The organism is Solibacillus sp. GQ1 (assembly GCF_059758555.1).
Genome location: NZ_JCAXEX010000001.1, coordinates 991,190 through 1,015,669, shown reverse-complemented (window position 1 = coordinate 1,015,669; position 24,480 = coordinate 991,190). Strand labels below are relative to the sequence as shown.

Annotated in this window: 26 protein-coding genes; 5 read left to right on the top strand and 21 right to left on the bottom strand. The window is 39.2% G+C overall.

Annotated elements, in window-relative coordinates:
• The first annotated feature begins 256 nt into the window (after nt 1-256).
• The gene (locus AC6CH1_RS04920) at nt 257-409 is read left to right on the top strand and encodes a hypothetical protein (RefSeq protein WP_008404730.1); all 153 of its coding nucleotides are present in this window, start codon (nt 257-259) and stop codon (nt 407-409) included.
• A gap of 158 nt (nt 410-567) precedes the next feature.
• Here the strand turns inward: AC6CH1_RS04920 and AC6CH1_RS04915 are convergent, their stop codons facing one another.
• Nucleotides 568-2,247 (bottom strand): formate--tetrahydrofolate ligase, encoded by a 1,680-nt coding sequence (locus AC6CH1_RS04915; RefSeq protein ID WP_498316461.1) that lies wholly within the window; start codon nt 2,245-2,247, stop codon nt 568-570.
• Nucleotides 2,248-2,436: 189 nt separating this feature from the next.
• Here AC6CH1_RS04915 and AC6CH1_RS04910 point away from each other — a divergent pair, with 189 nt between their 5' ends.
• Nucleotides 2,437-2,637, top strand: coding sequence for a cold-shock protein (locus tag AC6CH1_RS04910; RefSeq protein WP_008404734.1), 201 nt, complete (start codon nt 2,437-2,439; stop codon nt 2,635-2,637).
• 42 nt (nt 2,638-2,679) lie between these two features.
• Here AC6CH1_RS04910 and AC6CH1_RS04905 read toward each other — a convergent pair whose 3' ends face one another.
• The 3 genes from AC6CH1_RS04905 to AC6CH1_RS04895 form a co-directional block, all read right to left on the bottom strand.
• Nucleotides 2,680-3,486, bottom strand: coding sequence for a VOC family protein (locus AC6CH1_RS04905; protein WP_498316460.1), 807 nt, complete (start codon nt 3,484-3,486; stop codon nt 2,680-2,682).
• A gap of 84 nt (nt 3,487-3,570) precedes the next feature.
• Nucleotides 3,571-4,233, bottom strand: a complete 663-nt coding sequence (locus AC6CH1_RS04900; RefSeq protein WP_251688685.1) for a phosphopantothenoylcysteine decarboxylase domain-containing protein — start codon at nt 4,231-4,233, stop codon at nt 3,571-3,573.
• A 14-nt stretch (nt 4,234-4,247) separates the two neighbouring features.
• Nucleotides 4,248-5,120 (bottom strand): LysR family transcriptional regulator, encoded by an 873-nt coding sequence (locus AC6CH1_RS04895; RefSeq protein ID WP_251688687.1) that lies wholly within the window; start codon nt 5,118-5,120, stop codon nt 4,248-4,250.
• A gap of 206 nt (nt 5,121-5,326) precedes the next feature.
• On the opposite strand from AC6CH1_RS04895, the gene AC6CH1_RS04890 reads away from it, so the two are divergent.
• Nucleotides 5,327-6,226, top strand: coding sequence for a DMT family transporter (locus tag AC6CH1_RS04890; protein WP_498316459.1), 900 nt, complete (start codon nt 5,327-5,329; stop codon nt 6,224-6,226).
• 234 nt (nt 6,227-6,460) lie between these two features.
• Nucleotides 6,461-7,456, top strand: a complete 996-nt coding sequence (locus tag AC6CH1_RS04885) for a YecA family protein (RefSeq protein ID WP_251688691.1) — start codon at nt 6,461-6,463, stop codon at nt 7,454-7,456.
• Nucleotides 7,457-7,766: 310 nt separating this feature from the next.
• Here the strand turns inward: AC6CH1_RS04885 and AC6CH1_RS04880 are convergent, their stop codons facing one another.
• Nucleotides 7,767-7,958: a zinc-finger domain-containing protein gene (locus AC6CH1_RS04880; RefSeq protein ID WP_008404740.1), complete on the bottom strand. Its 192-nt coding sequence runs from the start codon at nt 7,956-7,958 to the stop codon at nt 7,767-7,769.
• A gap of 111 nt (nt 7,959-8,069) precedes the next feature.
• Here AC6CH1_RS04880 and AC6CH1_RS04875 point away from each other — a divergent pair, with 111 nt between their 5' ends.
• Complete coding sequence (locus AC6CH1_RS04875; protein ID WP_251688693.1) at nt 8,070-8,459, top strand: reverse transcriptase-like protein; 390 nt, start codon at nt 8,070-8,072, stop codon at nt 8,457-8,459.
• 144 nt (nt 8,460-8,603) lie between these two features.
• On the opposite strand, the gene AC6CH1_RS04870 is transcribed toward AC6CH1_RS04875, so the two are convergent.
• From AC6CH1_RS04870 to AC6CH1_RS04795, 16 genes are all read right to left on the bottom strand, one after another.
• Nucleotides 8,604-9,794, bottom strand: a complete 1,191-nt coding sequence (locus AC6CH1_RS04870) for an MFS transporter (protein ID WP_498316458.1) — start codon at nt 9,792-9,794, stop codon at nt 8,604-8,606.
• Nucleotides 9,795-9,799: 5 nt separating this feature from the next.
• Complete coding sequence (locus AC6CH1_RS04865) at nt 9,800-10,198, bottom strand: MarR family winged helix-turn-helix transcriptional regulator (RefSeq protein ID WP_498316457.1); 399 nt, start codon at nt 10,196-10,198, stop codon at nt 9,800-9,802.
• A gap of 137 nt (nt 10,199-10,335) precedes the next feature.
• Nucleotides 10,336-11,172, bottom strand: coding sequence for a type II pantothenate kinase (gene coaW, locus AC6CH1_RS04860; RefSeq protein ID WP_014824241.1), 837 nt, complete (start codon nt 11,170-11,172; stop codon nt 10,336-10,338).
• A gap of 103 nt (nt 11,173-11,275) precedes the next feature.
• Nucleotides 11,276-12,346 carry a 3'-5' exonuclease gene (locus AC6CH1_RS04855; RefSeq protein ID WP_498316456.1) on the bottom strand — a complete coding sequence of 357 codons (1,071 nt, stop codon included), beginning with the start codon at nt 12,344-12,346 and terminating at the stop codon, nt 11,276-11,278.
• 191 nt (nt 12,347-12,537) lie between these two features.
• Nucleotides 12,538-13,119 (bottom strand): GNAT family N-acetyltransferase, encoded by a 582-nt coding sequence (locus AC6CH1_RS04850; protein WP_251688698.1) that lies wholly within the window; start codon nt 13,117-13,119, stop codon nt 12,538-12,540.
• Between the two features lie 44 nt (nt 13,120-13,163).
• Nucleotides 13,164-14,015, bottom strand: coding sequence for an alpha/beta fold hydrolase (locus AC6CH1_RS04845; protein WP_498316455.1), 852 nt, complete (start codon nt 14,013-14,015; stop codon nt 13,164-13,166).
• 382 nt (nt 14,016-14,397) lie between these two features.
• Nucleotides 14,398-15,159: a membrane protein insertase YidC gene (gene yidC, locus AC6CH1_RS04840; RefSeq protein ID WP_251688704.1), complete on the bottom strand. Its 762-nt coding sequence runs from the start codon at nt 15,157-15,159 to the stop codon at nt 14,398-14,400.
• Nucleotides 15,160-15,351: 192 nt separating this feature from the next.
• Nucleotides 15,352-16,464 carry a CaiB/BaiF CoA transferase family protein gene (locus AC6CH1_RS04835; RefSeq protein ID WP_498316454.1) on the bottom strand — a complete coding sequence of 371 codons (1,113 nt, stop codon included), beginning with the start codon at nt 16,462-16,464 and terminating at the stop codon, nt 15,352-15,354.
• A 76-nt stretch (nt 16,465-16,540) separates the two neighbouring features.
• The gene (locus tag AC6CH1_RS04830; protein WP_498316453.1) at nt 16,541-17,335 is read right to left on the bottom strand and encodes an enoyl-CoA hydratase/isomerase family protein; all 795 of its coding nucleotides are present in this window, start codon (nt 17,333-17,335) and stop codon (nt 16,541-16,543) included.
• A gap of 12 nt (nt 17,336-17,347) precedes the next feature.
• The gene (locus AC6CH1_RS04825) at nt 17,348-18,109 is read right to left on the bottom strand and encodes a 3-hydroxyacyl-CoA dehydrogenase (protein WP_251688710.1); all 762 of its coding nucleotides are present in this window, start codon (nt 18,107-18,109) and stop codon (nt 17,348-17,350) included.
• A gap of 144 nt (nt 18,110-18,253) precedes the next feature.
• Nucleotides 18,254-19,777, bottom strand: coding sequence for a class I adenylate-forming enzyme family protein (locus AC6CH1_RS04820; RefSeq protein ID WP_498316452.1), 1,524 nt, complete (start codon nt 19,775-19,777; stop codon nt 18,254-18,256).
• A 77-nt stretch (nt 19,778-19,854) separates the two neighbouring features.
• Nucleotides 19,855-21,057 (bottom strand): iron-containing alcohol dehydrogenase, encoded by a 1,203-nt coding sequence (locus AC6CH1_RS04815; protein WP_498316451.1) that lies wholly within the window; start codon nt 21,055-21,057, stop codon nt 19,855-19,857.
• Between the two features lie 24 nt (nt 21,058-21,081).
• Nucleotides 21,082-22,599 carry an aldehyde dehydrogenase family protein gene (locus tag AC6CH1_RS04810; RefSeq protein ID WP_498316450.1) on the bottom strand — a complete coding sequence of 506 codons (1,518 nt, stop codon included), beginning with the start codon at nt 22,597-22,599 and terminating at the stop codon, nt 21,082-21,084.
• 57 nt (nt 22,600-22,656) lie between these two features.
• Complete coding sequence (locus tag AC6CH1_RS04805) at nt 22,657-23,568, bottom strand: R2-like ligand-binding oxidase (protein WP_498316449.1); 912 nt, start codon at nt 23,566-23,568, stop codon at nt 22,657-22,659.
• A gap of 102 nt (nt 23,569-23,670) precedes the next feature.
• A complete protein-coding gene (locus tag AC6CH1_RS04800) occupies nt 23,671-24,051 on the bottom strand; it encodes a MaoC/PaaZ C-terminal domain-containing protein (protein WP_498316448.1) in 381 nt (126 codons plus the stop codon).
• 12 nt (nt 24,052-24,063) lie between these two features.
• On the bottom strand, nt 24,064-24,471 hold the full coding sequence (locus AC6CH1_RS04795) for an FAS1-like dehydratase domain-containing protein (protein WP_251688721.1): 408 nt from the start codon (nt 24,469-24,471) through the stop codon (nt 24,064-24,066).
• Nucleotides 24,472-24,480: the final 9 nt, after the last annotated feature.

Genomic DNA, 24,480 nt, shown 5'->3' with positions numbered 1-24,480 from the left:
TTTTATAGTTTACATAATTATATTACCACGAGAAGTGGGATGACTTCAGTTATTTGACATGCTTATTGCTAAAAGATTCCGACTTCCCCACTCTTGCCCTAACCCCCTCTTAGCAACTTTTACACGAAAAATCAAGTATCCTTTATTATGCGGAGATAATTTTTGTCCAAAATGTGAACTAAATGCTTGTTTTTTACAAATTTGTGACATATACTAGAAATAAGAAAACATAAAACAGGAAAAAGGAGTGTTAATTATGCAAAGAATGATGCAAGCTGTAGCACCAAATATGAATGAAAGTCAACGTAAGGGACTAATTGTTATTTCACCAATTTTAATTGGATCGGTTGCATACGGATTAAGTGCCACTTTTATGATTGCGACTAACCTTCTACAAATCATGTTTTAATGGACGAACGTAAATTCAAACTAAATATTCACAGCAAATAAAAGAAACGTATTCGAATGAATAATCAAACGAATACGTTTCTTTTACTTTTATTAATCGCTCCGGCGTTATTTTGTCCTCAGACAGAAATTTCTTGTCGGTCGCTATATATTTTCATTTTAAAATAATCCAAGTGCACTTCCGTCTTCAGCCACATCCATATTCAGTGCTGCCGGCTGTTTAGGCAAGCCTGGCATTGTCATAATATCCCCAGTTAAGCAAACAAGGAATCCCGCACCTAACTTTGGAAGAATTTCACGAATTGTAACAACGAAATCGGTTGGTCTGCCTACTAAGCTTGGTTGATCCGATAATGAATACTGTGTTTTCGCCATACAGATCGGCAAAGTGTCCCACCCATTTTTTTCGATGACTGCTAACTGTTTTTTCGCAGCATCCGTTAATTGCACACCTGCACCACCATACACCTGTTGTACAATTTTCGTTAATTTTTGTTCCACGGTTTCTTGCAAATCATATAAATGGTGGAAAGTATTCGGCTGTTCAATTACTTCGAGTACTTTTTCGGCAAGCTCAATACCGCCTTTACCGCCTTCTTCCCAAACATTCGTACGGGCAATCCGAACTTCATTTGCTGCGGCCCATTGTAAAACAGCTTTCAGTTCCTGTTCAGTATCCGTAATAAATCGGTTTAAAGCAATTACCGGCTCCAGTCCAAAGTTACGAACATTGGCTACATGCTGTGCTAAATTGGCAATACCTTGTTTTAATGCTTCCACATTTTCTTCCACTAAGTTAGCCTTTGCTACACCGCCATGCATTTTCAGTGCACGAATTGTCGCAACAATAACAACAGCGCTCGGTTTAAATCCTGCTTCACGTGCTTTAATATTTAAAAACTTCTCCGCCCCTAAATCGGAACCAAATCCTGCTTCTGTTACAACAATATCTGCAAGCTTACGTGCTGTTTGCGTAGCTGTAATCGAATTACATCCATGGGCAATATTGGCAAACGGTCCTCCATGGATCAGGGCCGGTGTGCCTTCAATTGTTTGAACCAAGTTTGGATTCATTGCTTCCTTTAAAATAAGGGCGAGTGCTCCTTCTACTTGTAAGTCACCAACTGTTACCGGGTTCCGGTCGTACGTATAACCAATTACAATACGTGCCAAACGCTGTTTCAAATCTTTCATGCCTGTTGCTAAACAGAAAATGGCCATAATTTCAGAAGCTACTGTAATATCAAATCCGTCTTCACGAGGTACGCCTTGCATCGGACCACCTAACCCGACCGTTACATGGCGCAGTGCACGGTCATTTAAGTCCAGTACACGCTTCCAGACAATTCGTCTTGGATCAATGTTCAATGCATTCCCTTGGTGGATATGATTATCAATCAATGCAGATAATGCATTGTTTGCAGTCGTAATCGCATGGAAATCGCCATTGAAATGCAAATTGATTTGCTCCATCGGCAATACTTGTGCATATCCGCCGCCAGTAGCGCCGCCCTTCACACCCATTACCGGACCTAATGAAGGCTCCCGTAAAGCGACCATTACTCGCTTATCCAATGAGTGCAATGCATCCGCCAAACCGATAGTTACCGTTGATTTTCCTTCTCCTGCTGGTGTAGGGCTAATCGCTGTTACAAGCACCACGTTTGCCGTTGCTTCACCACTAATTTTACTTGTATCAATTTTTGCTTTAAAGCGACCATATTGTTCAACCGCATCTAATGGAATTTGTGCATTTTCAGCAATTTCCAAAATTGGCTTCATTGTCGCTTTGTTGGCTATTTCAATATCTGATAATGGTTTTTTCGTAGTTGTTGTCATGCTTTGCCCTGCTTTCTATATGTAGTCACTTTATTATAGTCTGTTTTGTCTGAATTAATAAATATAAAAAGCGATGTAAATCGACAAATTATTGACAGTTCTTATCTTTATAGGATATAGTTTATTCGTAATATTCTGGAATCTTTATGTTTCATCAATTGATTTTGACAGTATCGGAGGAGAAAGCGGATGCACCAAGGCACTGTAAAATGGTTTGATAATGAAAAAGGTTATGGATTTATAGAATCTGCAGATGGTGAAGATGTTTTTGTACACTTTACTGGCATACAAGAAGAAGGATTTCGTTCACTGGATGAAGGACAAGTGGTTGAATTCGATTTAGTCGATGGTATCCGGGGTCCACAGGCAGCGAATGTTATAAAAAAATAGACAAAGCTGTAAACGAAAGATTTTCATCGTTTACAGCTTTTTTTATTTCTTATTAATTTCGTATTGTGCACCATCAATTGTAAAATGCTTTTGCTCTGTCGCACCTGATATGACGACCTTTTTTATGCCGTAGCCATGTTCGAGCATATAATTCCAGGCGACTCCTTCACCGATTGGCTTGACAAATATAAGCTTCACTTCATCAAGCAGAATAATCGAGTATTCTACATTCTCTTCCTCATTGACCTTTTTTAAAATTGTCGCACCACATAGTTGGGCAATTTGCTCCACTGCATCAAAATTCGGTACAACAAAATGGACAGCCTGAAGCGTTAAATTCCCTAACGGATGTTGCGCTATAATACCGCGATCCGTCAGTTCCTTGCGCCGAATTGTATCTGCTTCATCCCATTGAATGAAAAAAGGGAATTCAATTTTCGATTTCGGATGACCAATATAAAGCAGTTGCCAGCTTACTTCAGAGCCGTCTTCCCGTCTTCTGGAAAAACGCTCCGGTCCAACTACTTCCAAACCGGCTTTAGCGAATAACTTCGCGTCTTCTTCGATTGTCGTTGTACGAACAGCAAAACGTGTCAATCCATCACGTCGGCGATTTTCTTTGTAGCTCGCATGTAGTGAATACTTCTTTTTGGCTGCTTCCTGAAACTTTTCCTCATTTTCAATGCCGATTAATTCAATATAAGCCAAATCAAAATAGCTTAGTGTATTATATGTACCCCACGCTTCATGACTTCCTCCATTGACAACATGGAGACCTTCTTCTTTGAGTTTTAACAATGTCTGCTCTGGATAAGGGACAAAATGGACGAGATGATCGAACTGGTACATGCTTCAACCCCTTTTCACTATTAAATAAATTAAATATTCTAAATTATAACATATAAAGGCATTTGAAAAATGAGCAATCATTATTTAAGAGATGACATTAATTAATTCCGTTGCAGCTGCCATTTTTCCGTCAACTTTAACGGTCTTCCCGGAGTTATGAATAATATAATGAGGCTCCATTGCACCGTACAAAGATTTGGAACTATTTGCGACCATATAATCCGCTTTTGCAGTTTCCATTCTTGCAGAAGCTCTTTCCAATAAAAACGATTCGTCTTCTGTCGCTTCCAATTTAAAGCCGATTAATGTCGTACCTGGCGACCAGTTTTTAATTTGGGCCAAAATTTTCGGCGCTTTTTTAAAATGGATAATCGGAGGTTCATCCGAAGGCATTTTCCCTTTTTCAGTCAGTTCATTCCCTTGCTGATCGAACACTTTGTCAATAAGCCAGTCAGAGCCTGCCACCGCCATAATGACATAATCGATTTGCTCGGTTTCAAGAATTGTTTTCAGCTTATCGCCTAAATCCTCGATCCCTTCAAATTTAATGAGTTGCATTTCGTTTTGGTGTTCCGGCAGCTGTGTAAATACGCCGTGCATATAAATGACGTTCGCACCTTTTTCAAGCGCTGCTTCTGCTAAATAACACCCCATCGTTCCTTTTGATAAATTCGTATGGCCTCGAACATTATCCCATTTCTCAAATGTCCCGCCACTCGTAATTAAAACTTTTTTCCCTGTCAGCATAGTTGTTTCCCCTTTTACTGTTCTTCGTTTTCCAGCCACTGTTTTAATATTTCTACAAATTTTTGCGATGCCGGTGACAGCTTCTGCTTTGTCGACAGCCCGAGGATTCGGTAACTTTCCTGTACAAGAGGCAGCGCTTTTACAGTATCCGGCAACATTGAAATCGCCATTTCAGGCAGTATGCTAATGCCTAGATTATGTTCCACCATTGATACTATGGCCTTTTCGTCATAAAGTTCAAAACGTATATTCGGATATACACCATATTTTTCAAATGTCGTCATCACATCATTCGTCCCTTTATAGGAAGGCATTATAATCGGCGTTTCTTCAATTTCAAATAAATCGATCTCTTCTCTATCATATAGCGGACTATGCGACGACACAATACATAACAAAGGATCCCGTTTTAACGGCATAAATTCGAACTGCTTGGAGCTTGTCCGGTTTAAAAATCCGCAGTCGACTTCACCTTGTAATAGCCACTGTTCTATTTCGTAGTAATCCCCTTCACGCAATTCAATCCGAATTCCCGGATATTCTGAATCCATAATATGAATGATGTTTGGCATCCAATGTGTAGAAATCGTTGAAATTAGCCCAATTCGCACTGTCCCTTGGCTGACCCCTAAAATGTTCGACGCAGTCTGTTGCAGATGTTCTTCCGCCAATAATACTTTGCGCATTTCATAAAGCATTTTTATACCGTCTTCTGTCAATGTTACTCCTGTACGGTTACGGTGAATTAAATTAAAACCAAATTCCTTTTCCAAACTTGATACTGCATGACTTACAGCTGATTGTGTAAGCCCTAGAACCGAGGCCGCTTTTGTAAAGCTATGTACTTCCGCCACTTTATTTAAAATTTCGTACTTGACTAAACTCATGATAATTCACTCCACTAATCAATTTTAAACATGAATTTTTTTCATATCATTCATTATAAACATTCGTTTTACTAATCACAACTTCCTGTTTATACTGTTTTATAACAGATCGGATTTATAGATGATACGATATTTTATATCTCTTAATCTTATACATATTTTTACTGATTATTTAAAACTTACTTTTTAGAAATGTGGTGACATCTTTGAGTTTACAAGGTAAAGCAAATATTTTAATGGTGATTGTTACAATGTTTTGGGGGCTATCCTATACGTTTATGGTCATGGGACTGGAAAGTTTAGAAGCTTTTAATGTTGTAGCACTTCGATGCTTAATCGCATTTATCATTGCAGGGCTAATCTTTTTACCGAAGATGTTGCATGTGAATATTAAAACGATTTTATATGCATCGGTTCAAGGCTTCTTATTGTTTACAATTTTCGCCTTATCTTTGTTAGGTCTAAAAACAACTTCAGCTGGTAATGCAGGATTTATACTTAGTTTAACAGTTGTTTTAGTACCGATCATGACAAGCTTTATTGAAAAACGGCTCCCTTCACGAGCAGTGAGCTTCGCTGTTGTTGCTACAATGATCGGAATTACCGTTTTGACAATGAAAGACTCTATGACGTTCCAGACTGGAGATATATTGGTTGCGATCGCAGCAGTTTGCTATTCGATCTATTTAATATTAAATAGTAAGTTTACTAAAAACGTTGAATCCATTTCTTATGGAGTATATCAATTAGGTATTGCCGGATTGTTTGGAGCAGTATTTACAATAATGTTCGAATCTCCAATGTTCCCGTCCAATTCTTCTAGTTGGATTGCTGTACTTGGGTTAGGTATTATTTGTACCGCGTTTTGTTTTATCGCGCAAGCTGTTGTACAACAATATACTTCACCTACACATACAGGGCTGATCTTTTCTCTTGAACCTATTTTTGCAGCCATATTCGCGATGCTTTTCCTAGGGGAAGGATTAACTGCACAACTTGTGATTGGTGGCGCATTTATTTTAATCGGGAATAGTGTTGCTCAACTCGAACAATTTATAGCAATGAAAAAAATCCCATCACCTACTCACTCTGAAACTACGTTATAATAGGAAGAGACATCGCATCGAGCGTGCCATGTCTCTTTTTTTATAAATTATTGATAGAATTAACTCTATTATTGTTCTATTTTTATGTAAAGTTTAATATAATGTAAAATGCAACAATTTTTCTGATAGTTCTAAAAACATAATCAGTTTTCATAATAACAATCTGACGTTATTATTATTAGTAGCAATACTGCGACATTAGTATTTAAAAGTTGTATTAAAGGAAGTGTTACAATGATTGGACGTAATGACCCATGTCTATGCGGTAGTGGAAAAAAATACAAAAAATGTTGTGAAGGAAAAAATCAAGTAACTTCACAAAACGTTTTCCAGGAAGAAATTGAAAACGTATTACAAACTTTCTATAGTAATTACCCAGAACGAAAAGATATCCGTGAATTTATGGAATTGGTTCGAAATTGGGCACCGAAATTAGAAAAGAAATTACACAAGGAATTAGTGGAAGCCGTTGCTTTGGACGAATATTTCTTCCATCAACGACCTGATATTTGGCAGAACTTTTTAGCAAAAACAGCTAAAAAAGTGCTTCGCCCATCTATGATGGAATTATTGAAATCATGGGAACAGCCGATTTTCTTCATCGGTACTGTTGATGATGTGAAAGATGATTACTTTACAGCTATCTCTGCATTAACTGGCACAACATATCATATTCAACGTGAAAGCCACAAATCAATCCCTCTAGGAATGCGTGTGTTCGCCTTTTTATTACCGGATGGTTCAAACAAGGAAAACCACGTATTAGCTGTCTCTACACTAATCTTCTTCCATAAAGAACATGCGATTTCTTTTGAACAGTTTACAGAAGCTTACAAAGCAAGCCGTTTACCTGTTGAGCAATTCACAAAAGAAAACCATTTATTATTATGGGAAGGTCTAGTTGAAAACGGCTATGAAGGGGAAGAGTTTACACCTTTCGAGCAGGAAGTCGTGGAACAGTTAAAAGCATTTATGGCGGAAAAAGCAATCACCAACGAGAGCTTCGTAGCAATCGTTGAAGATTACTTAGTCGAAAAGCAGCCTACAGCTCGTAAGGCAGGCGCTATCGCAGCTGGTGCTGTAAGATTCGGTCAGGATAATGATTTATTCGATCAAAAATTCACTGTTAAAGAAATCGGCGAAAGCTTCAGTGTTTCTCCATCATCTTTAAATAAATATTATCAAGAATTAAATGCTTTCTATAATGAAAAGCAACTTGTTAATAGTTAATAAATGCAAAAAGCTACTTTCGAGACGTCGAAAGTAGCTTTTTATTTTGCGCTGATCTAAATAAGACAATAAAAAAACAACTTGTAATATAGTAGTTATGCGCTACACATTACAAGTTGTCTCCCCCTTTTCAGCTATAAAAAGGATTTAAAAATAAAGAAATTTTTCAACGGTAACCACTCCGCTGAAGTCATTTACCTATTATAAAATAAATCTGTACCAGAGATTTATACTAGGTAAATAAGAAATACTTAATTATTATATCAAAAAAACATTATTATTCAATAGTAAGAACAATGTTCTAAAATTATTATTTTTCGGAAACTTTCATTATTTCTTTACCAAGAAACTGAAGCTGTTCCCCTACCGTACAAGATTCAATGCAGAAACGGTGTGCACCATGTTTACCGCGTTCTTTACGAAGGTCCTGAATGACTAGACAATCAGCGCAGTACATATCCATTAATTCATCAATATCTTTCATAACATCTACTTTATTCAAGTCATGTACCTCCCGATAATTTGTTTTACTATTGTACGCTATTTTTTTATTTTCTCCAACTTACATGTATTTGTTATACTTAAACGAACAGAACATAAAAGGAGCGAAATTATGTTAGAAGTCTATATAGATGGCGCCAGTGCCGGCAACCCCGGTCCAAGCGGAATTGGGATCTTTATAAAAGGTGAAGGTCAGCAAGTAAAAATCAGTGAACCAATCGGCATCACAAATAATCATCAAGCCGAATTTACTGCGCTTTTACGTGGTTTGGAAGAAGCATTGAAAATCGGTTCATCGTTTGTTTCAATGCGCTCGGATTCAAAAATAGTCGTAAGCTCAATCGACAAAGCATATGTGAAAAACGAGGAATTCAAACCTTATTTAGAGCAGGCACTCGCTTTAATCGAACAATTTGACCTATTTTTCATAAAGTGGATTCCCGATAAAGAAAACAAAGCAGCGGACGTTCTTGCACGTGAAGCGATTTTAAAAAATAATTAGATACGTGTACCACTGGAAAGAACGTAATATAATTTACTTTCTACATTCGCTATTCGATCCATATTTTAAACCGAAAACTTCTAAAACTAATTGTGGCAAAAAACGATCCATCTATCCCACTAATGGAACGATGAATCGTTTTTCTTATTGTTCTGTTTTATGTTTTTGACGATTGAGCAACAGCATATACAGTGCGAATACGACAACTATTATGAATGCCGCAATGTAATACACATATTCATAGCCAAGACTCACCGCTACCATCCCCAGTAAATACGACCCGATAGCAATCCCTATGTCAAACAGCGTAAAATAAGTGGCCGTAGCATAGCCGCTACGCTGGATTGTCGTTGCTTGAATACATAGTGACTGTAAACTTGTTGTTAACGTACCGTACCCTGCACCGATAAAGATCGCCGATAATAAGAACGGAATTTCCTGATCTGCATTCCCTAGAATAATCAGCCCTAATGCAAAAATAAAGAACGACGGAATAATAACAAATTTTGCGCCTATTGTATCATAGATTCTTCCTGTAAATGGACGAACCGAAATCATTGCAACTGCAAATACCGCAAAGAAATAACTTGCAACACTCAGCAAGTCTTTCTGCTCGGCATACAGAGATAGAAACGACAGAACACTCGCATAAGAAAAAGCGACTAAGCTTGCGAGTGCGGCAAGCGGCAAGGCACTTCGTTCAAATAAATCATTAAATGAAAATTTAAAGCTGCGGTCTGTTACTACTGGTTTTGGCAAGTCCTTTGTTTGAATAGTCAATGCCAGTAAACCGCCAATTGCCACCAATACAGATAATACGATAAATAGCATATCAAATCCTGAATATTGAATAATGAGCAACCCAATAAAAGGACCGAATACGACAGCTAAGTTCGTAGACATTGCAAAATAGCCCAATCCTGCTCCTTTACGTCTTTTCGGAATAATATCGGCTGCTAAAGAGCCCGATGCAGTCGTTGCAATACTAAACCATATCCCTTGGAAAAAACGAAGTGCAAGCAATAGCAGAAAAGGTTTAAAAAATAAGTACAACACTGTGCATGCAAAGTAAAGTACTAGACTTAAAATCAACAATCGCTTCTTGCCAAAGAGATCAAGCAGTTTTCCGCTGAATGGACGAACGATAATCGCTGAAATTAAAAATACCGTGACAAGGAGACCGGAATCGTCATCCGATTTCCCTAACTCACCGATAGCATATAATGGCAATGTTGTGATTAATCCGTAAAACACAAGGAATATGGACATATTTGTAAAGAATAGACTAATAAATCGTTTCGTGAAAATTTTATTTGTTTGTTCTTGAAGCTCCATTTATTCTAACCTTCCATCTTTTTTAGTAAGTGAATTAGGAGCACCTGTTCTTCCTCAGACAGATTATCAGTCATTTTTTTCTCGAACGAAACGACGGATCCTTCTATTTGAGGAAATTGTTCAATTGCTTTGGTCGTTAAATCAATCATTTTTTCACGTTTATCCGCTCCGTGAACTCTCTCCACCCATCCAAGCGTCTCCAGACGAGTGACTGTTCGCGTAACAGTTGGCGCTTCTACATCAAGGTATTTCCATATAGCTGTGAGTGTCATTGGTCCGTTTTGATGCAATAAAAAAAGAACCGTCCATTGTGAGCTGAATAGTCCATGCTGTTTTAAAACATCATTTAACTGATTTACTAAATAACGATTTTGCTGAAAAAATATATGAAATAACGGATTCATCGCAATCACTCCTTATTTACCTAACTAAATAATTTACTTTCCCATTCTACGCTTCCTAAAAACCTAAGTAAAGTAATTGAGATAAAAATGGCAAAAAAGAAGCATTTAAACTATGTTGCTAGCCTAAATGCTGTCCTTTATTTTCTGCTGTGCTCACGAATATTCAACAATGCACCAATTGCACCGGAAAATCCGCAATCCTCTAAGAAAATAGGTTTATGTTTTTTTAATATAGTATAATGTTCAATTACCTTTACAAGCTGTTCATTGTCGATCAGCGTTGATCCTATATATACGATATGCTCTGTCTCATGCTGTACGGCAAGCTGAATACTTAACGTGGAAATCACTTCACCGATGAGACCCTGTGTTGTTGCCAGTACATTATTTTGTTCAAATTCACGTTGATCGGTAATCCCGACCTTTCCGAAATTACTGGCTGTTAAATTCCCGTCAATCGGTGTATCCATTCCTTGATAGATATCTTTTACGAGTAAATCTATGCCTTCCCGCTTTCCTTTGAAAGCGTTTGCTTTTATCTCATCAAAATCTGAAATTCCGGTCATAATCGTTGATAGTCCAATCAGGGTACCACCGCCTACTCCAGTACCGCCAACTCTGGCATGAGTATTGCCATCCATATAATGAATCGATGTACCCGTACCGATATTTGTAATGATACTTTGATCTATTGTGTGGCCTTCTTTCTCCAGCAAATAGCGCACACCTTTTAAAGTTGCTTCAAATTCTACAATATATTCAATCGACTTCATCGTCTTTAAAACGTCCAGCAATTGCTCTGTGCGTCCTCCAGTTAAGCCGATTTCTTCCACTTGAGGATGATTTTCCAACCATTCTTTTACTAAATGCATTTCGTTAGATGGAAAGACCGTTAATTTAAGCTCCTGACGTTCATCTAAATAGGCAAGCTTCGTTAACGTACCCCCTGTATCAATTCCGATCCATGCTGACATAAATTAATCTCCTTTATTATCCCACGAGTGATTCGTACCCCCCTATCATAACGTAATAGGAGTCGGCATTAAAGAAAAAATTCTCCTAAAAACGGAGAATTTATTATACTTGTATTATATTTTTCTCGATTAATGCCCGTTTATAAAACTCAGCAACAAACATATGCTCATACTTATTAAGCAAATGCAGAACCCTTGCCTCATATGTATTGGTTGGTTCATCATCCAAATTAAATCTTGCAATAATCTCTTCTTTTTTCAATAAATTTACTAATGTCATTACTTCTGTTTTTGGTAAAGTTACTTGATGTAATTTCAATATTTTTGACATTGAACGTAATGCCGTTCGTGAAATTAAGATTTTCCCGTTCATATTCTCGGAAATTTGCTGCAAGAACTGTTTTGCCTGCGCATTCGGTTTAATCGAAATCTTTTCCATTATCGTTGTTTCCCCGTCTTCCCCTTGACGTTCAATCATTTGAACAGTAAATGGAAGCTCATCACGGAAAGTTTTCATTGATTCAACCGTTATGCAATCACCCTCGACTTTGCAATTTGTCGCAGAAATGACTAGTTCGTATGTCGTTTCCAGCATTCTAAAATTTGTCAGCAATAAAATAAAATCATTTGTTTGCTGCTGTTCAATTAGCTGATCTCCATCAACTTTAACAAAGATTGAGAGCAGACTTGCCGCATCGGCTAAAGCACGGTGCTGTGTTTCGTTTTCCAAACCAAGCTGTGCCATTAATCCTCCTAATGAAGGCTGCTCTTTTAAACCATTGGCAATCATATATTTTTGCTGAAAATCGATCATTGGATATAAGCAATCATTTTTTAAGTAATTGCGCGACAGCTCTTCTTCAAGCACTTTCCGATCAAATTCGCCAAATGTCAAAAATACATAATCCTGCTTGCACCAGCGTTTAAACTTATTAAAAGCTTCTTTAAAAGAAGGGGCATCAACTAGCTGTTCTGTAGTGATACCTGTTAACTTTTGAATATGCGCATTCAGTTTTTTGAATTTATATGGCTGAATTAGCTGTGTAAACGTTTCTGTCGTACCATCCGGTAACCACTTAACAGCACCAATCTCAATAATATACTGTTTACCGCGTATAAGAGCGGCTTCTATATCTATACTTATATATGTTTTCGTTCGTCCCAAATTTTTCACCTACACCGAATCTATCTAAATTTAACAGGATAAGAATTCCCCATTAAAGATTAACTTCTCTCATTGTATATGAAAATATGAGATATGACACGATAATGTTCGTTTATTCCACACAATTCGTGTTAAAAGGCTTGAAAAAATGTGATTTTATTATAAATTATTATCAATGCTATTGATGGTCCTGCAAATTTTCAATATTTTAATAAGCGATCGATGAACATATCTTTAAGTTTTTCCCAATCTTCCAAAATGACACTATACATAACGGTATGACGAATGCTTCCTTCTTTTCGAATCATATGATTGCGCAAAACGCCTTCTTTCACTGCGCCAATGCGTTCGATGGCTTTCTGTGAACGGTAGTTTTCGTGCCCTGTTTTTATTTGAATACGATTTAATTTAAGGACTTCAAAACAATATTGAAACAATAGAAACTTGCAATTTGTATTAATCGCAGAACGCCAAACACTCGTATTATACCAAGTAGCCCCAATTTCCAGCCGTTTATGGGGAAATGAAATATCAAGAAAAGATGTACAGCCTACAATTTCATCTGTTTTTTTATCGATGATCGCAAACATATACGAAATCCCTTTTTCCCGCTCTTTAATCGCATTTTCAATATAGTTTTGTACCCCTTCTTTTGAAAGCAATGTTACCGACATATGCTCCCAAATCCGCTCATCATTCGCGGCATTTGTGATTGCTTCGATATCACTTAATTGGACTGGTCTTAACTTGATGATGTCATTTTCTAATATTATTTCTTCCATTTGATTCTCCCTTTTTACTGTATTTGAACGAATATTCCCGCTATTTATCGAAGGGAATGAACCTGAGATAGATTCCGCACAAATTCCGAGAACCTTTCTTCTTCCTCAATAAACGGATTGTGATTGCTTTCTGTAAAGGTCGTCAATGTCGCATTCGCCAATAAATCCGCTGCTTCCACTGCAAATTCATATGGACATTGCGCATCATATAACCCGCCATAAATATAAGCTTTTGTTTTCACTGTTGGTAATTCCGGTCGCAAATCGAATTCTGGCAGCTCTTTATACGAAAAATAATCCAGTCTTTTCGAAACGGTTTTCCCGCTGTTCGGACGGCTTATCATATTTTCATAGCTCTGTTCTTTATATAACGACATAAGCGCCCATTCTTTAGAGCCAGCCCTTCTTTGCTCGATTGTTGATGTTGGATCACCCAGCATTGTTAAAATTTCAAGTATTCTTTTGTTGTTCGGATTTTCCTTGCAGTAAATGCTCGCAGGATGATGCATATATTCCGCAGAAGCACAAAGACCGCCAGCGACGATAAATTCCACACTTTTCGGATGCAAAATAGCATAATCTAATGCCAGCATCCCTCCTGTTGAATGCCCCGCAAAGCCCCATGCGTCATAACCTGATGCTGCGCGGATAGCCTCCAGATCTTCTACGCTATCCTGCATACCATAATTAAAGACAGACACATCATCCGTTGATTTTCCACAGCCACGCAAATTCACTAAATGCACTTTATAATACGGGGTAAACATTTCCGCAAACCGATTACCATTTTCGTTAAATTCACTGTATAAATGCGTCACACAGAGCGGTTTCCCCTCGCCTTTTGTAAAAACTTCGAAAACTCCTCGCGTTGTTTCAATTAGCTGCTGTTCCCACATAATCCCACTCCTTATTTTTCCAATATTCTAATAAATTTTCGCATAGTTAATGAGTGGATACAATGGCGATTTAATATTTAACTATTTTTCTTTAGTAATATTGATAAATCACTTTGAAAAACACTAATGGGAAGGTTTTTATAATACATTGGAAGAATTATTAAATAGTAAGAAATAAATTCTATTACGGGTATTTCCTTATTAACTTTAAATTTTGCCTTTTGTGAAATTGAATGGATACGGGCATGAGTGTATTGTACATATGGACCTGTTTCGCCTTCAAAATTCAACATTTACCATGAGCGGAAAACAAAAAAACTACTGAAATCATCGTCTCAGTAGTTTTAGTTCAGTAAGCCTTTAGCAGAGGCATAAGTTACATCTATTCATTTCCCTTAGTTTCAGGGATGTTTGAAAAAAATTTGCGTCCAATAAAGGTTTGGACAATTAAGAATAACCCTCCGACTGCCCAGTACAGTGGGAGTGCAGCCATCGAAGACAATGAAATAATGACAATCATAATTGGTGATACATAAATCATCAGTTTCATTTGGTTCTTCTGAGCATCCGGTACGGTTTGAAGCGATACTTTCGCTTGTACAAAATAAACGATACCTGCGATTGCAGTCATCCAAATATCTGTAGAGCCAAGATCAAACCATAGGAATGAATGTGTTTTAATTTCAGTCGAATATAAAATCGCATAGTATAAGCCCATAATAATCGGCATTTGTATAAGCGCTGGCAGGCAGCCCATATTTAACGGATTAATATTATGTTCTTTGTAGAGCGACATCATTTCCTGCTGAACCGCCGTTCTTTCTTCCGGAGTTTTTGCTGCTTTTAAACGTTTCTGGATATCCTCCATTTGTGGACGGACAAAATCCATTTTCACTTTCATTGTAGCTTGACTGCGGTAAGTTTTAAGCATAAACGGCATTAGTACGAGACGAATAATTAAAATAATAGCAATAATAGCCAAACCATAGCTGCCGTTAAATAATTCACCAAATGTGTTTAACGTCCAATCCATCGGACGTACAAATGTTGAATAGAAGAAGCCTTCTTTGTTTTCAACACTTTCACAGCCTGCCAGTAAAAGTGGAACGGATAGAAGGAAAACACTAAGTTTTAAGTTTTTCATAGTTCACCTGCTCAACAATCTTGTAATTCGTTTATATCTTAAAATATTTTTCAATAAAAAGACAGTAATTACTCTTACAAATGTTAAGTTTTTTTAATATGAACGTAATAAAACATAATTTTATTTACATTTTTATATTTATTTCCCTGCTTACAGGAAGTTGAGGATACCTATTTATACCTACTCCATTCCTTATGACTTCTTTAATAGGCTCCCAAAAATTTCGTCATTATGTGTTCCTGCTTTTACCCCGATTTCCCCATAAGATGCCTTGAAAAGATTGGATTTAATCGGACATGCGATCTGTTTTTGTGTCGTTCCATCCGGCTTTGCTACTTCCACAAACATTTCCCGTTCCTTGAAAAGTGGATGGGCAACTGTTTCTTCAAAGGTCAATACCGGCTCCACACAAGCATCTACTTCGGAGAAAATAGATTGCCATTCTTCCAATGTCTTTTGCATAAAAGTACTTTGCAGCTGTTCTTTCAGCGTGGCAATATCATCTGGTTTATTACTCATTGCTAATCGGAGTAATTCCGGGGATTCGATTGCCTGACATAACTGCTGCCTGAATTTCGGTTCTAGACTGCCGATAGAAAGGTACCGACCATCCAACGTCTCATAATAACCATATAATGATCCACCGTTTAAGATCAGTTCTTCACGCGCAAGCGGTTTTCCTTCTGCTAAATAGTCATGGGCAAATAAGGCGTTTAACGTTAAAGCACAATCAGTCATACTAATATCCAGATGCTGCCCCAGTCCTGTTTTTCCACGATAAATGACAGCCGATAAAATACCGATTACCGCATGCATTGATCCCCCCGCCAAATCAGCCACCTGAAAGCCTATATTTGCCGGGCCATTTTCTTTTGTACCTGAATATCCTTGCACCCCCGATAAGGCTACATAGTTAATATCATGCCCGCCGCGTTCACGGTACTGCCCTGTTTGACCGTAGCCTGTAATAGAACAGTATATTAAGCCAGGATTGATCGCTCTCAATGTTTCATAATCGAGACCAAGACGCGCCATCACGCCAGGGCGAAACTGTTCAACAACAATATCGAATTCCTGTTCCCTTAAAAGTTCCTTCAGAGATGCGATAACTTCCGGAGATTTTAAATCGACCGCCAGCGATTTTTTAGAGCGCTGCAAATACTCGTCCGGTCCCCATTGCTTGCCCTCTTCTACCGGTTTTGTGACATGTATCACTTCCGCTCCAAGATCCGCCAGCATCATCGTCGCAAACGGACCTGGCAATAATGTGGAGAAATCCAATACTTTTAATCCTTTTAACAGCATTAATTCTTCATCCTTCCATAATAAATTAAGGCCGTACTGAAAGCTGAACTTTCAACACGGCCCCCAATTGTCCTATTTATTGATTTGTAACTGTTTTTAAAAAATTCGGAGGGCGTTTCTCAAAGAACGCACGGATGCCTTCATTTACTTCCCCTGTAGTAAATGTTTTCGCAAAAGCTTCCCGTTCAACTAATAAACCTTGTTCCAACGGCAATTCTTCTGCAGCCAAAATACTCTCTTTAATGAGCCCGATAGCTCCTACCGCACTTTGAGCAAGCTTATTTGCGAATGCGATAGCGTTTTCTTCCAACTCTTCCGGAGCTACCGCTTCTGTAATTAGGCCGATTGCTGCAGCTTCGTCAGCTTTTAAACGTTTGCTTAAATACATTAATTCACGTGCTTTTGCTCCGCCCACCAACCTTGTCATACGCTGTGTACCCCCAGCACCTGGCAATAAGCCCAATGATGCTTCCGTTAACCCAATTGTGCCGGCACCCATAATACGGAAATCGCATGCAAGTACGAATTCACATCCACCGCCTAATGCATGGCCATTAATTGCGGCAATTGTTGGTACCCTTAATGCTTCCAGTCGATTGAAAATCTCTTGTACATGTTTTGAGCTTTCGGCAAAATCCACGTTTTCATCAGAGTTGCCCATTGCCCCCAGGTCTGCACCTGCAATAAAGATTTTCGGGTTGGCAGATTTAAACACAATGGCCCGGATTGCCGGATTTTTCTCGACTTCTTCAATCAGCTGCAATAAGTCCTGTTGAATTCCCGCATTTAATGTATTGGCTGGCGGGTTATTAATTGTTACGATGTGTACACCGTAATCCAACTTCTCTATCGTCATTGTTTCAAGGTTCATCCGTTTTCCTCCTTATCTTGGGGCCATGCGAATCGCACCATCAAGTCGAATTGTCTCACCGTTTAACATTGGATTTTCAAAAATCGCCTTTACTAAATGTGCATATTCATCTGCTTCACCTAAACGGGAAGGGAATGGGATTTGTTTTCCTAACGCTTCCTTAAGTGCTTGAGGTGCACTGTTCATTAAAGGTGTATCGAATATTCCCGGTGCAATCGTCATAACTCGGATGCCATAGCTTGCCAGGTCCCTTGCGATGGGCAATGTCATTCCTACAATTCCACTTTTAGATGCAGAATAGGCAGCCTGGCCGATTTGCCCATCGAATGCCGCTACAGAAGCTGTATTCACAATAACCCCGCGTTCCCCGTGTTCATTTGGTTCATTTGTCATCATGGCAGCTGCCGCTAAACGAATGACATTAAATGTACCAACTAAATTAACTTGAATAATAAAGTTAAATTCATCTAATGGAAATATACCCTTTCTGCCTACTACACGTGTCGAAGTACCAAGACCGGCACAGTTTACAACACCTTGGATGGAACCGTACTTTTCTACAGCACCGTTAATCGCTGCCTGTACGTCTTCTTCCTTTACTACATTCGTTTTAAAAAATAGGCCATTTATTTCATCAGCCACCGCTTGACCCTTTTCTTCATTTAAGTCCAATATGATCGGATAGCCTCCAGCAGCTGCAATCTTTCGTGCAGTCGCTTCACCTAACCCTGAACCTCCACCCGTAACGATAATCGCCTTTTGGTCAAAATTCATTTATTTACCCCTCCTTATACGTGTTCAATCTTTAACCTATTTGCCGTTTCTGGGCATACGCAGTTCGCGTCTTGTTCATAACGGCATGATCTGCGTTCTAGTTCATGTACTGAAGTTTAAGAACTCCGACCAACCGACCGCTTCTTATTTAGGCAGTGCATTCTTATCCAAGTTTTTCAATGCTGTCTTCAAAATCTTACCTGTTCCCGATTTCGGAATTTCTCCGATAAAACTTACATAATCCGGTACTTTGTATTCGGCAAGTTTCACTTTGCAGTAGTCTCGAATATCTTCTTCTGTAAGTTCGGTGTCTTTCGATACGACATACGCAACCGTCTTTTCACCAAAAACCGGGTCCGGTCTGCCGATCACAGAGCATTCTACGATAGCCGGATGCTGATACAGCATTTCCTCTATTTCACGAGGGTAAATATTAAACCCGCCGCGAATAATAATGTCTTTTTTACGGTCAACGATAAAGTGATAGCCTTCTTCATCGCGATAGGCCATGTCACCTGTATACAACCAGCCGTCCCTAATCGTATTTGCGGTCTCGTCCGGCTTCTTGTAGTACCCCTTCATCATATTCGGCCCTCTAAATAAGATTTCGCCTACTTCATGATTGGCTACTTCATTGCCTTCAGGATCTACCAGTCTCAAATCGATTCCCGGTAATGGCATCCCGACTGAATTGACTTTTTTCGGTAAGCTACGGTGTGTTGTCAACAGCATGACCGTACTTTCCGTTAAGCCATAACCTTCTGAAATACTTACACCGAACGATTCATTCGTCTTATGCAATAGCTCCGCCGGTAAACTTGCCCCACCTGAACCGGCTGTACGTAATTTTGAGAAGTCCAGCTGCTCTACTAAATGAGGAACCTGGGCAAAGAAAGCATACATTGTCGGTACCCCTAAAAAAATTGTAATTTCATGTTCGGCAATCGCTTTTAATGTTTCTACCGGATGGAACCGTTCTTCCAAATAAATCGCGCAACCGTGGGCAATCGGTGCAAGGAAGCCTTGAAGTTTTGCATAAGCATGGAACAATGGTAAGACACATAGGACACGGTCACTCGGAACTAACTGATTGTAGACGGCTGCTGTAATCGCCATCCAGTTTAAATTTCCATGTGTAATCATGGCGCCTTTCGGGTTTCCGGTCGTTCCGGAAGTATAGATAATTTGTGCGACGTCAGATTCATGTAGGGGGACAATTTCTGAAATAGAAGCGGATGTCTCTAGTTGATGCCATGATAAAAATTGTTCATCAGCCGTATCACTGTAATTAATAATTGCTTTAACCGTTTTAAATTGAGCCAATGCGTTTTCGATAACCGGTCTACACGCATCTTCTATAATTAAAAGTTCAACTTCAGAGTCGTTCAGGATATACGTAACTTCCTGCTCTTTAAATGTAGGGTTGATCGGAACGACTGTACCTCCATTTGCTAAAACAGCAAAATACGTAATAATATATTCCGGGCGGTTTGTCATCATTAACGCCACATTTGTACCTTTTGTGACACCTTGTTCTTTTAATCCTGCAGCGATATTGTAAACTTTATCTTGCAATTCTTTATAAGTAAGTTGAGCCCCTTTGAAGTGGATGACAGGTTGATCTGGCAAACGTGAAGTTGTTGAAGTAAGCAATTCAACAATGTTCATAATGTAACCTCCTACTTTCAAATTATCGATCTAAGGAAAGGAGGTTCCCCCCTCTCCTCAAGAGCGCTTTCTTTAAATTAAATACTTACTTTAGAACTGATTACTTCTTTAGAAACGTTTACAATGATGTCATCAGGAATACGGAAACTTAACGACGAAGGATCGTTTTGAACAGCAGGCACAAGTTGCGGAATATCTGCCGCATCAATATTAAACTCGTCAAAGCTTGGCGGCAGATTTACTGCATTTCTTAAGTCAACAATTACATTGATGCACTCATCCAATGTTTCTAGAGGATTTTCTGCATTCGGAATGACCCCTAATGCAGAAGCAAATGCATTTACTTTCGGTAAATACATGTTCGGCATGTTTTTCATAACACTCGGCATGAGAACTGCATTTGCCAATCCATGTGGAATGCCGTATTTTGCACCGTACGTATGGGCTATGTTATGAATTGGAATATTGGCCATCGCCGATTGGAAACTTGTAATAGCCATTGCGCTAGCTTGTAGCATATTAGCACGTGCCGCAACGTTCTTCCCATCATGTACTGCTGTAGTCAAATTTTCGACAATGATTTTTGCAGCATGCAACGCAAATGCATCCGAGAAATTCGTGGATTTTGTTGAGAAAAATCCTTCTACAGCATGTGTTAGTGCATCCATACCTGTAAACGCTGTTACTCTTGGCGGTAAACCGACCGTTAAATCTGGATCCAATACAGCAATATCGGAACTTAAATATGGATTCATTAAATTGCATTTCAAGTTCAGCATTTCATTGAACACTACTGAAATACTGGAAATTTCAGAACCCGTTCCAGCTGTAGTAGGGATCGAAATATGCGGAATACCGAATGGCTTTGCATCAGGCCACACCTCTAGAACATTCCCGGTTAAAATATACTCAACTTGGTTAACACCATTGTAAAGAGCCCACTTGATCGTTTTAGCTGTATCAATAACACTCCCGCCGCCAATGGCAATAATGGAGTCGCCATTGCATTCTTTAAAATACTTCAGACCTCTGTTTATATTGCTTGATTTCGCATCTTGCTGAATATCATCAAATACACCAGCAAGCTTTATGCCTGGTACCATGTCAAATAAACTTTTGATTTTTTGCGTTAATCCGGCATCTGTTAGTCCTTTATCCGAAAAAAGAACAGGGCGCTTTCCGCCTAAACCTTGAATTAAATCCGGCACTAATATATGTGAACCTGCACCACTTCGGATTTCAGGGCGATGTGTGAATTCAAAATAGGAAGTCGTTTTCATCGTATCTCTCCATTCGTTTTTCGATTAAAAGATTAAACCTAAAGCTGGGCGCTGCGCATTTTCCGTCGTTAAGGACGTGCAAATATTTTTAAGCTCTGTGTATTCATCAAACACTTGAGCCCCCTGTTCACGACCTAAACCACTTTGCTTATAGCCGCCGAATGGAGCATCAGTACGGAAAATATGCCAGTCATTGATCCAAACTGTTCCCGCATTAATTTTCGTAGCAATTTCATTTGCTTTTGTCACATCACGACCCCAGACACCGCCAGATAATCCGTATTCTGTATCATTTGCAATGTCGATTGCTTCTTTTTCTGTTGAATATTTAATCACGCATAATACCGGACCAAAGATTTCTTCTCTCGCAATCTTCATATCATTTGTTACATCTGCGAAGATTGTCGGTTCGATGAAATACCCATTATCCAGCCCTGGACCTGTTGCCCGTTTACCACCACTAACAAGTCTCGCTCCTTCATCAATGCCTGACTGAATATAATCGAGGATCTTATTCATTTGTGATTCAGAGATAACCGGCCCCATTCCAGTTGTCATATCAAGCGGCTGGCCGAGTTTAATTTTCTTCGTTGTTTCAACTAGTTGTTGCACGACGATATCATAAATGGATTCATGGACGATGAGGCGTGTACTCGCTTCACATACTTGCCCTGAATGGAAAAATACACCGAGCAGTATTCCCGGAATCGCCACTTCAAGATCTACATCCGGAAGTACTATTGCAGGTGCTTTTCCTCCAAGTTCAAGCGTCACTTTCTTTACCGTACCTGCAGCTTGCGCCATAATTTTTCTGCCTACTTCGGTAGATCCAGTAAACGCCACTTTCGATACATCCGGATGTGTGACAAGCGCATCCCCCACTTCGGCTCCAGGACCAGTGATGACATTGATGACCCCTGGTGGAATACCTGCTTCAACTGCTAATTGTGCAAGTTTCAATGTGCCTAATGGTGTATTTGAAGCCGGCTTAATAATGATGGAGTTCCCCATCGCAATTGCCGGTGCAATTTTCCACATTGCTAAAACTAACGGGAAATTAAATGGAGTGATTGCCGCTACTACACCAAGTGGTTCACGAACGAGTAAGCTTCGGTTCGGACCGAGCTGCTCATTAACAGGAAGCGCTGTTACGGCTTCATATTTCAGCGATAAATCTGCTGTTTGAGTAAGAGAAAGAATTAACTGTCGGATATCCGCGCCACCCAGTTTACGAAGTGTCGCCCCCGTACTAATACCCTCCAGGAAAATTATCTCCTGTGCATGCTCCCTGATTTTCCCCGCAAATTGCAGCATGATCTGTGCACGTTCCGCCTGCGTTTTCCCTGACCACACACCCGATTCAAATACTTCTTTCGCATTTTGAACCGCCTTATTCACATCTTCCTGGTTCCCTTTTGAAACTTTCGCCACAACTTCTGATGTAGCCGGATTGATTACATCAAAAAATTCACCTGAAGCTGGTGGTGTCCATTCACCATTAATAAATTGCGGAAAGATCTTTACTTGTACGTCTGTCGTCATCTTTCATCCCCCTTTAAATAGCAAACTGTCTCGTTACAGCGTCTGATTGATTACTTCCTACACTTCTTCTAAAGCAATGTCCGTATTATAGATTTCTTCCAAAGTCTTTCCTTTTGCTCGGGAAAGGACTGTCAGACGTGCCTGCAATTGCTTCATGGCAAATTCCATCGATTTTCCTCGTTCGATACCAAGGCTTGTTACTTCTTCTTTTCTTTCCGTTAACATCATCGCAATCGGTAACAGCTCCTGCAGTCTTTGTTGTACGCGTTCAAACAGCTCAAGCTCAGGATTTTCACTGATTAGGCGCTGAATGAGGAATGTACCAAAACCAATATGACGTCCTTCGTCACGCTTTACATTTCGAATTCCCGAAATAAACCCTGGGAACAGATTTGATCTTGAGAGTGCTTCATGGAAGAACCAGTAACCGGTTTCAGCCAAAACACCTTCCGCGAAAATGTTGTAAGTAACCGCAGCATCGACCATTGCTTCCGGTGATTGATCATCAATCAATTTACCCATCACTGCCGGCAATGTTTCATCAAATAACTTCCGGTAGCCTGGTGAAAGTAAATGTGTCAAATCTTCCGTTACGCCGATTTCTTCCAGGAACAGACTGAAAAACTCCGCATGCTTCGCTTCTTCAAAAAGGAATGTTGTTAAGTAAGTTTCCTCTTCAAACCATCCCTTTTTTGAAACTGCCATTATCATCGGTAAAATATCTTGTGTGACTGCCTCTTCACCGCCAATAAATTGGGCAAACTGTGTCAGTACCTCCAATTGCTGCTCTTCATTTAATTTCTTCCAGTCTTCTTTATCTTGGCTAAAATCGATATCTACCGGATTCCAGATTCCGAATTTTTTTGCTTTCTGGTACAAATTATACGGTAGTGAGTTTTTGTTGATTTCCTGTTTCGTCGTTACATATTCTCTCATTGCCAGTTCCCCCTTAAATTTTGTTCGCTTCATCTATAACTGCTTGAGTATTAAAGAGATTCTCCTGTAATAATTGCAGTCAACATCACAAATTTTACGTATCGAGCCATCTCTCTAGAACAACCGTAAAAGTAATTATTTTCTTATTTCAAAAAATGCTTTTACCTTTACTTCAGCAGATTCATTGACAGCTTCCGCCTCACAAATCCAGCAAGTATCATTTTCATCAACAATCCGCCCTTGAACTGTTATTCTTTCTCCGGGCCTTGTCATTGCTTTAAATCTCGTTGTGAATTTCTTCAGATTCTTCACTTCGAACCATTGTCCAATTGCCTGGCCGACAAATCCCATAACCAACATGCCATGTGCAATGACCCCGCCTAAACCTGCTGCCTCCGCGAAAGGAACAACGGTATGGATCGGATTGAAATCTCCGGATGCACCCGCATATCGAATGAGCTGTGTATGTGTTATTTCTTCCTTCTGTAAAGGTTCCAGTGTCTGACCGACTTCCATAAAATGCCCCCCCTAATGCCTTTCGATAATCGTGGATCGACTGATTAAAACCGTTTTACCTTGTTTGTCCAAGTAGTCCTTGCGTATGACATAGAAGTTCATCGCCGCTTTTGTATAAGCTTTTTCAATGACACCATGCACTGTAATTTCCTCATCGGGAACAATTCCCCTGAAATATTCATACTCCTGCTCACCGTGGAGAACCTTTTTCATATTTAAATTCAATAACTCGGATGAGGAGGCACCTCCACCCCAAAAGTCGATCACTGTCGGGAATGTAGGTGGAACTGCTTCTCCGCTCAAAAACTCCTCTTTCAGATCGCCAATCGCTTGTGCCAATTCTTTGATTTTTCCTTTTTCTACTCTAAAAGTGTAGGATTCTAATTTCAGGCCAACTTTTTCCTTAAGCCCAGTACTCAAAAAATCACC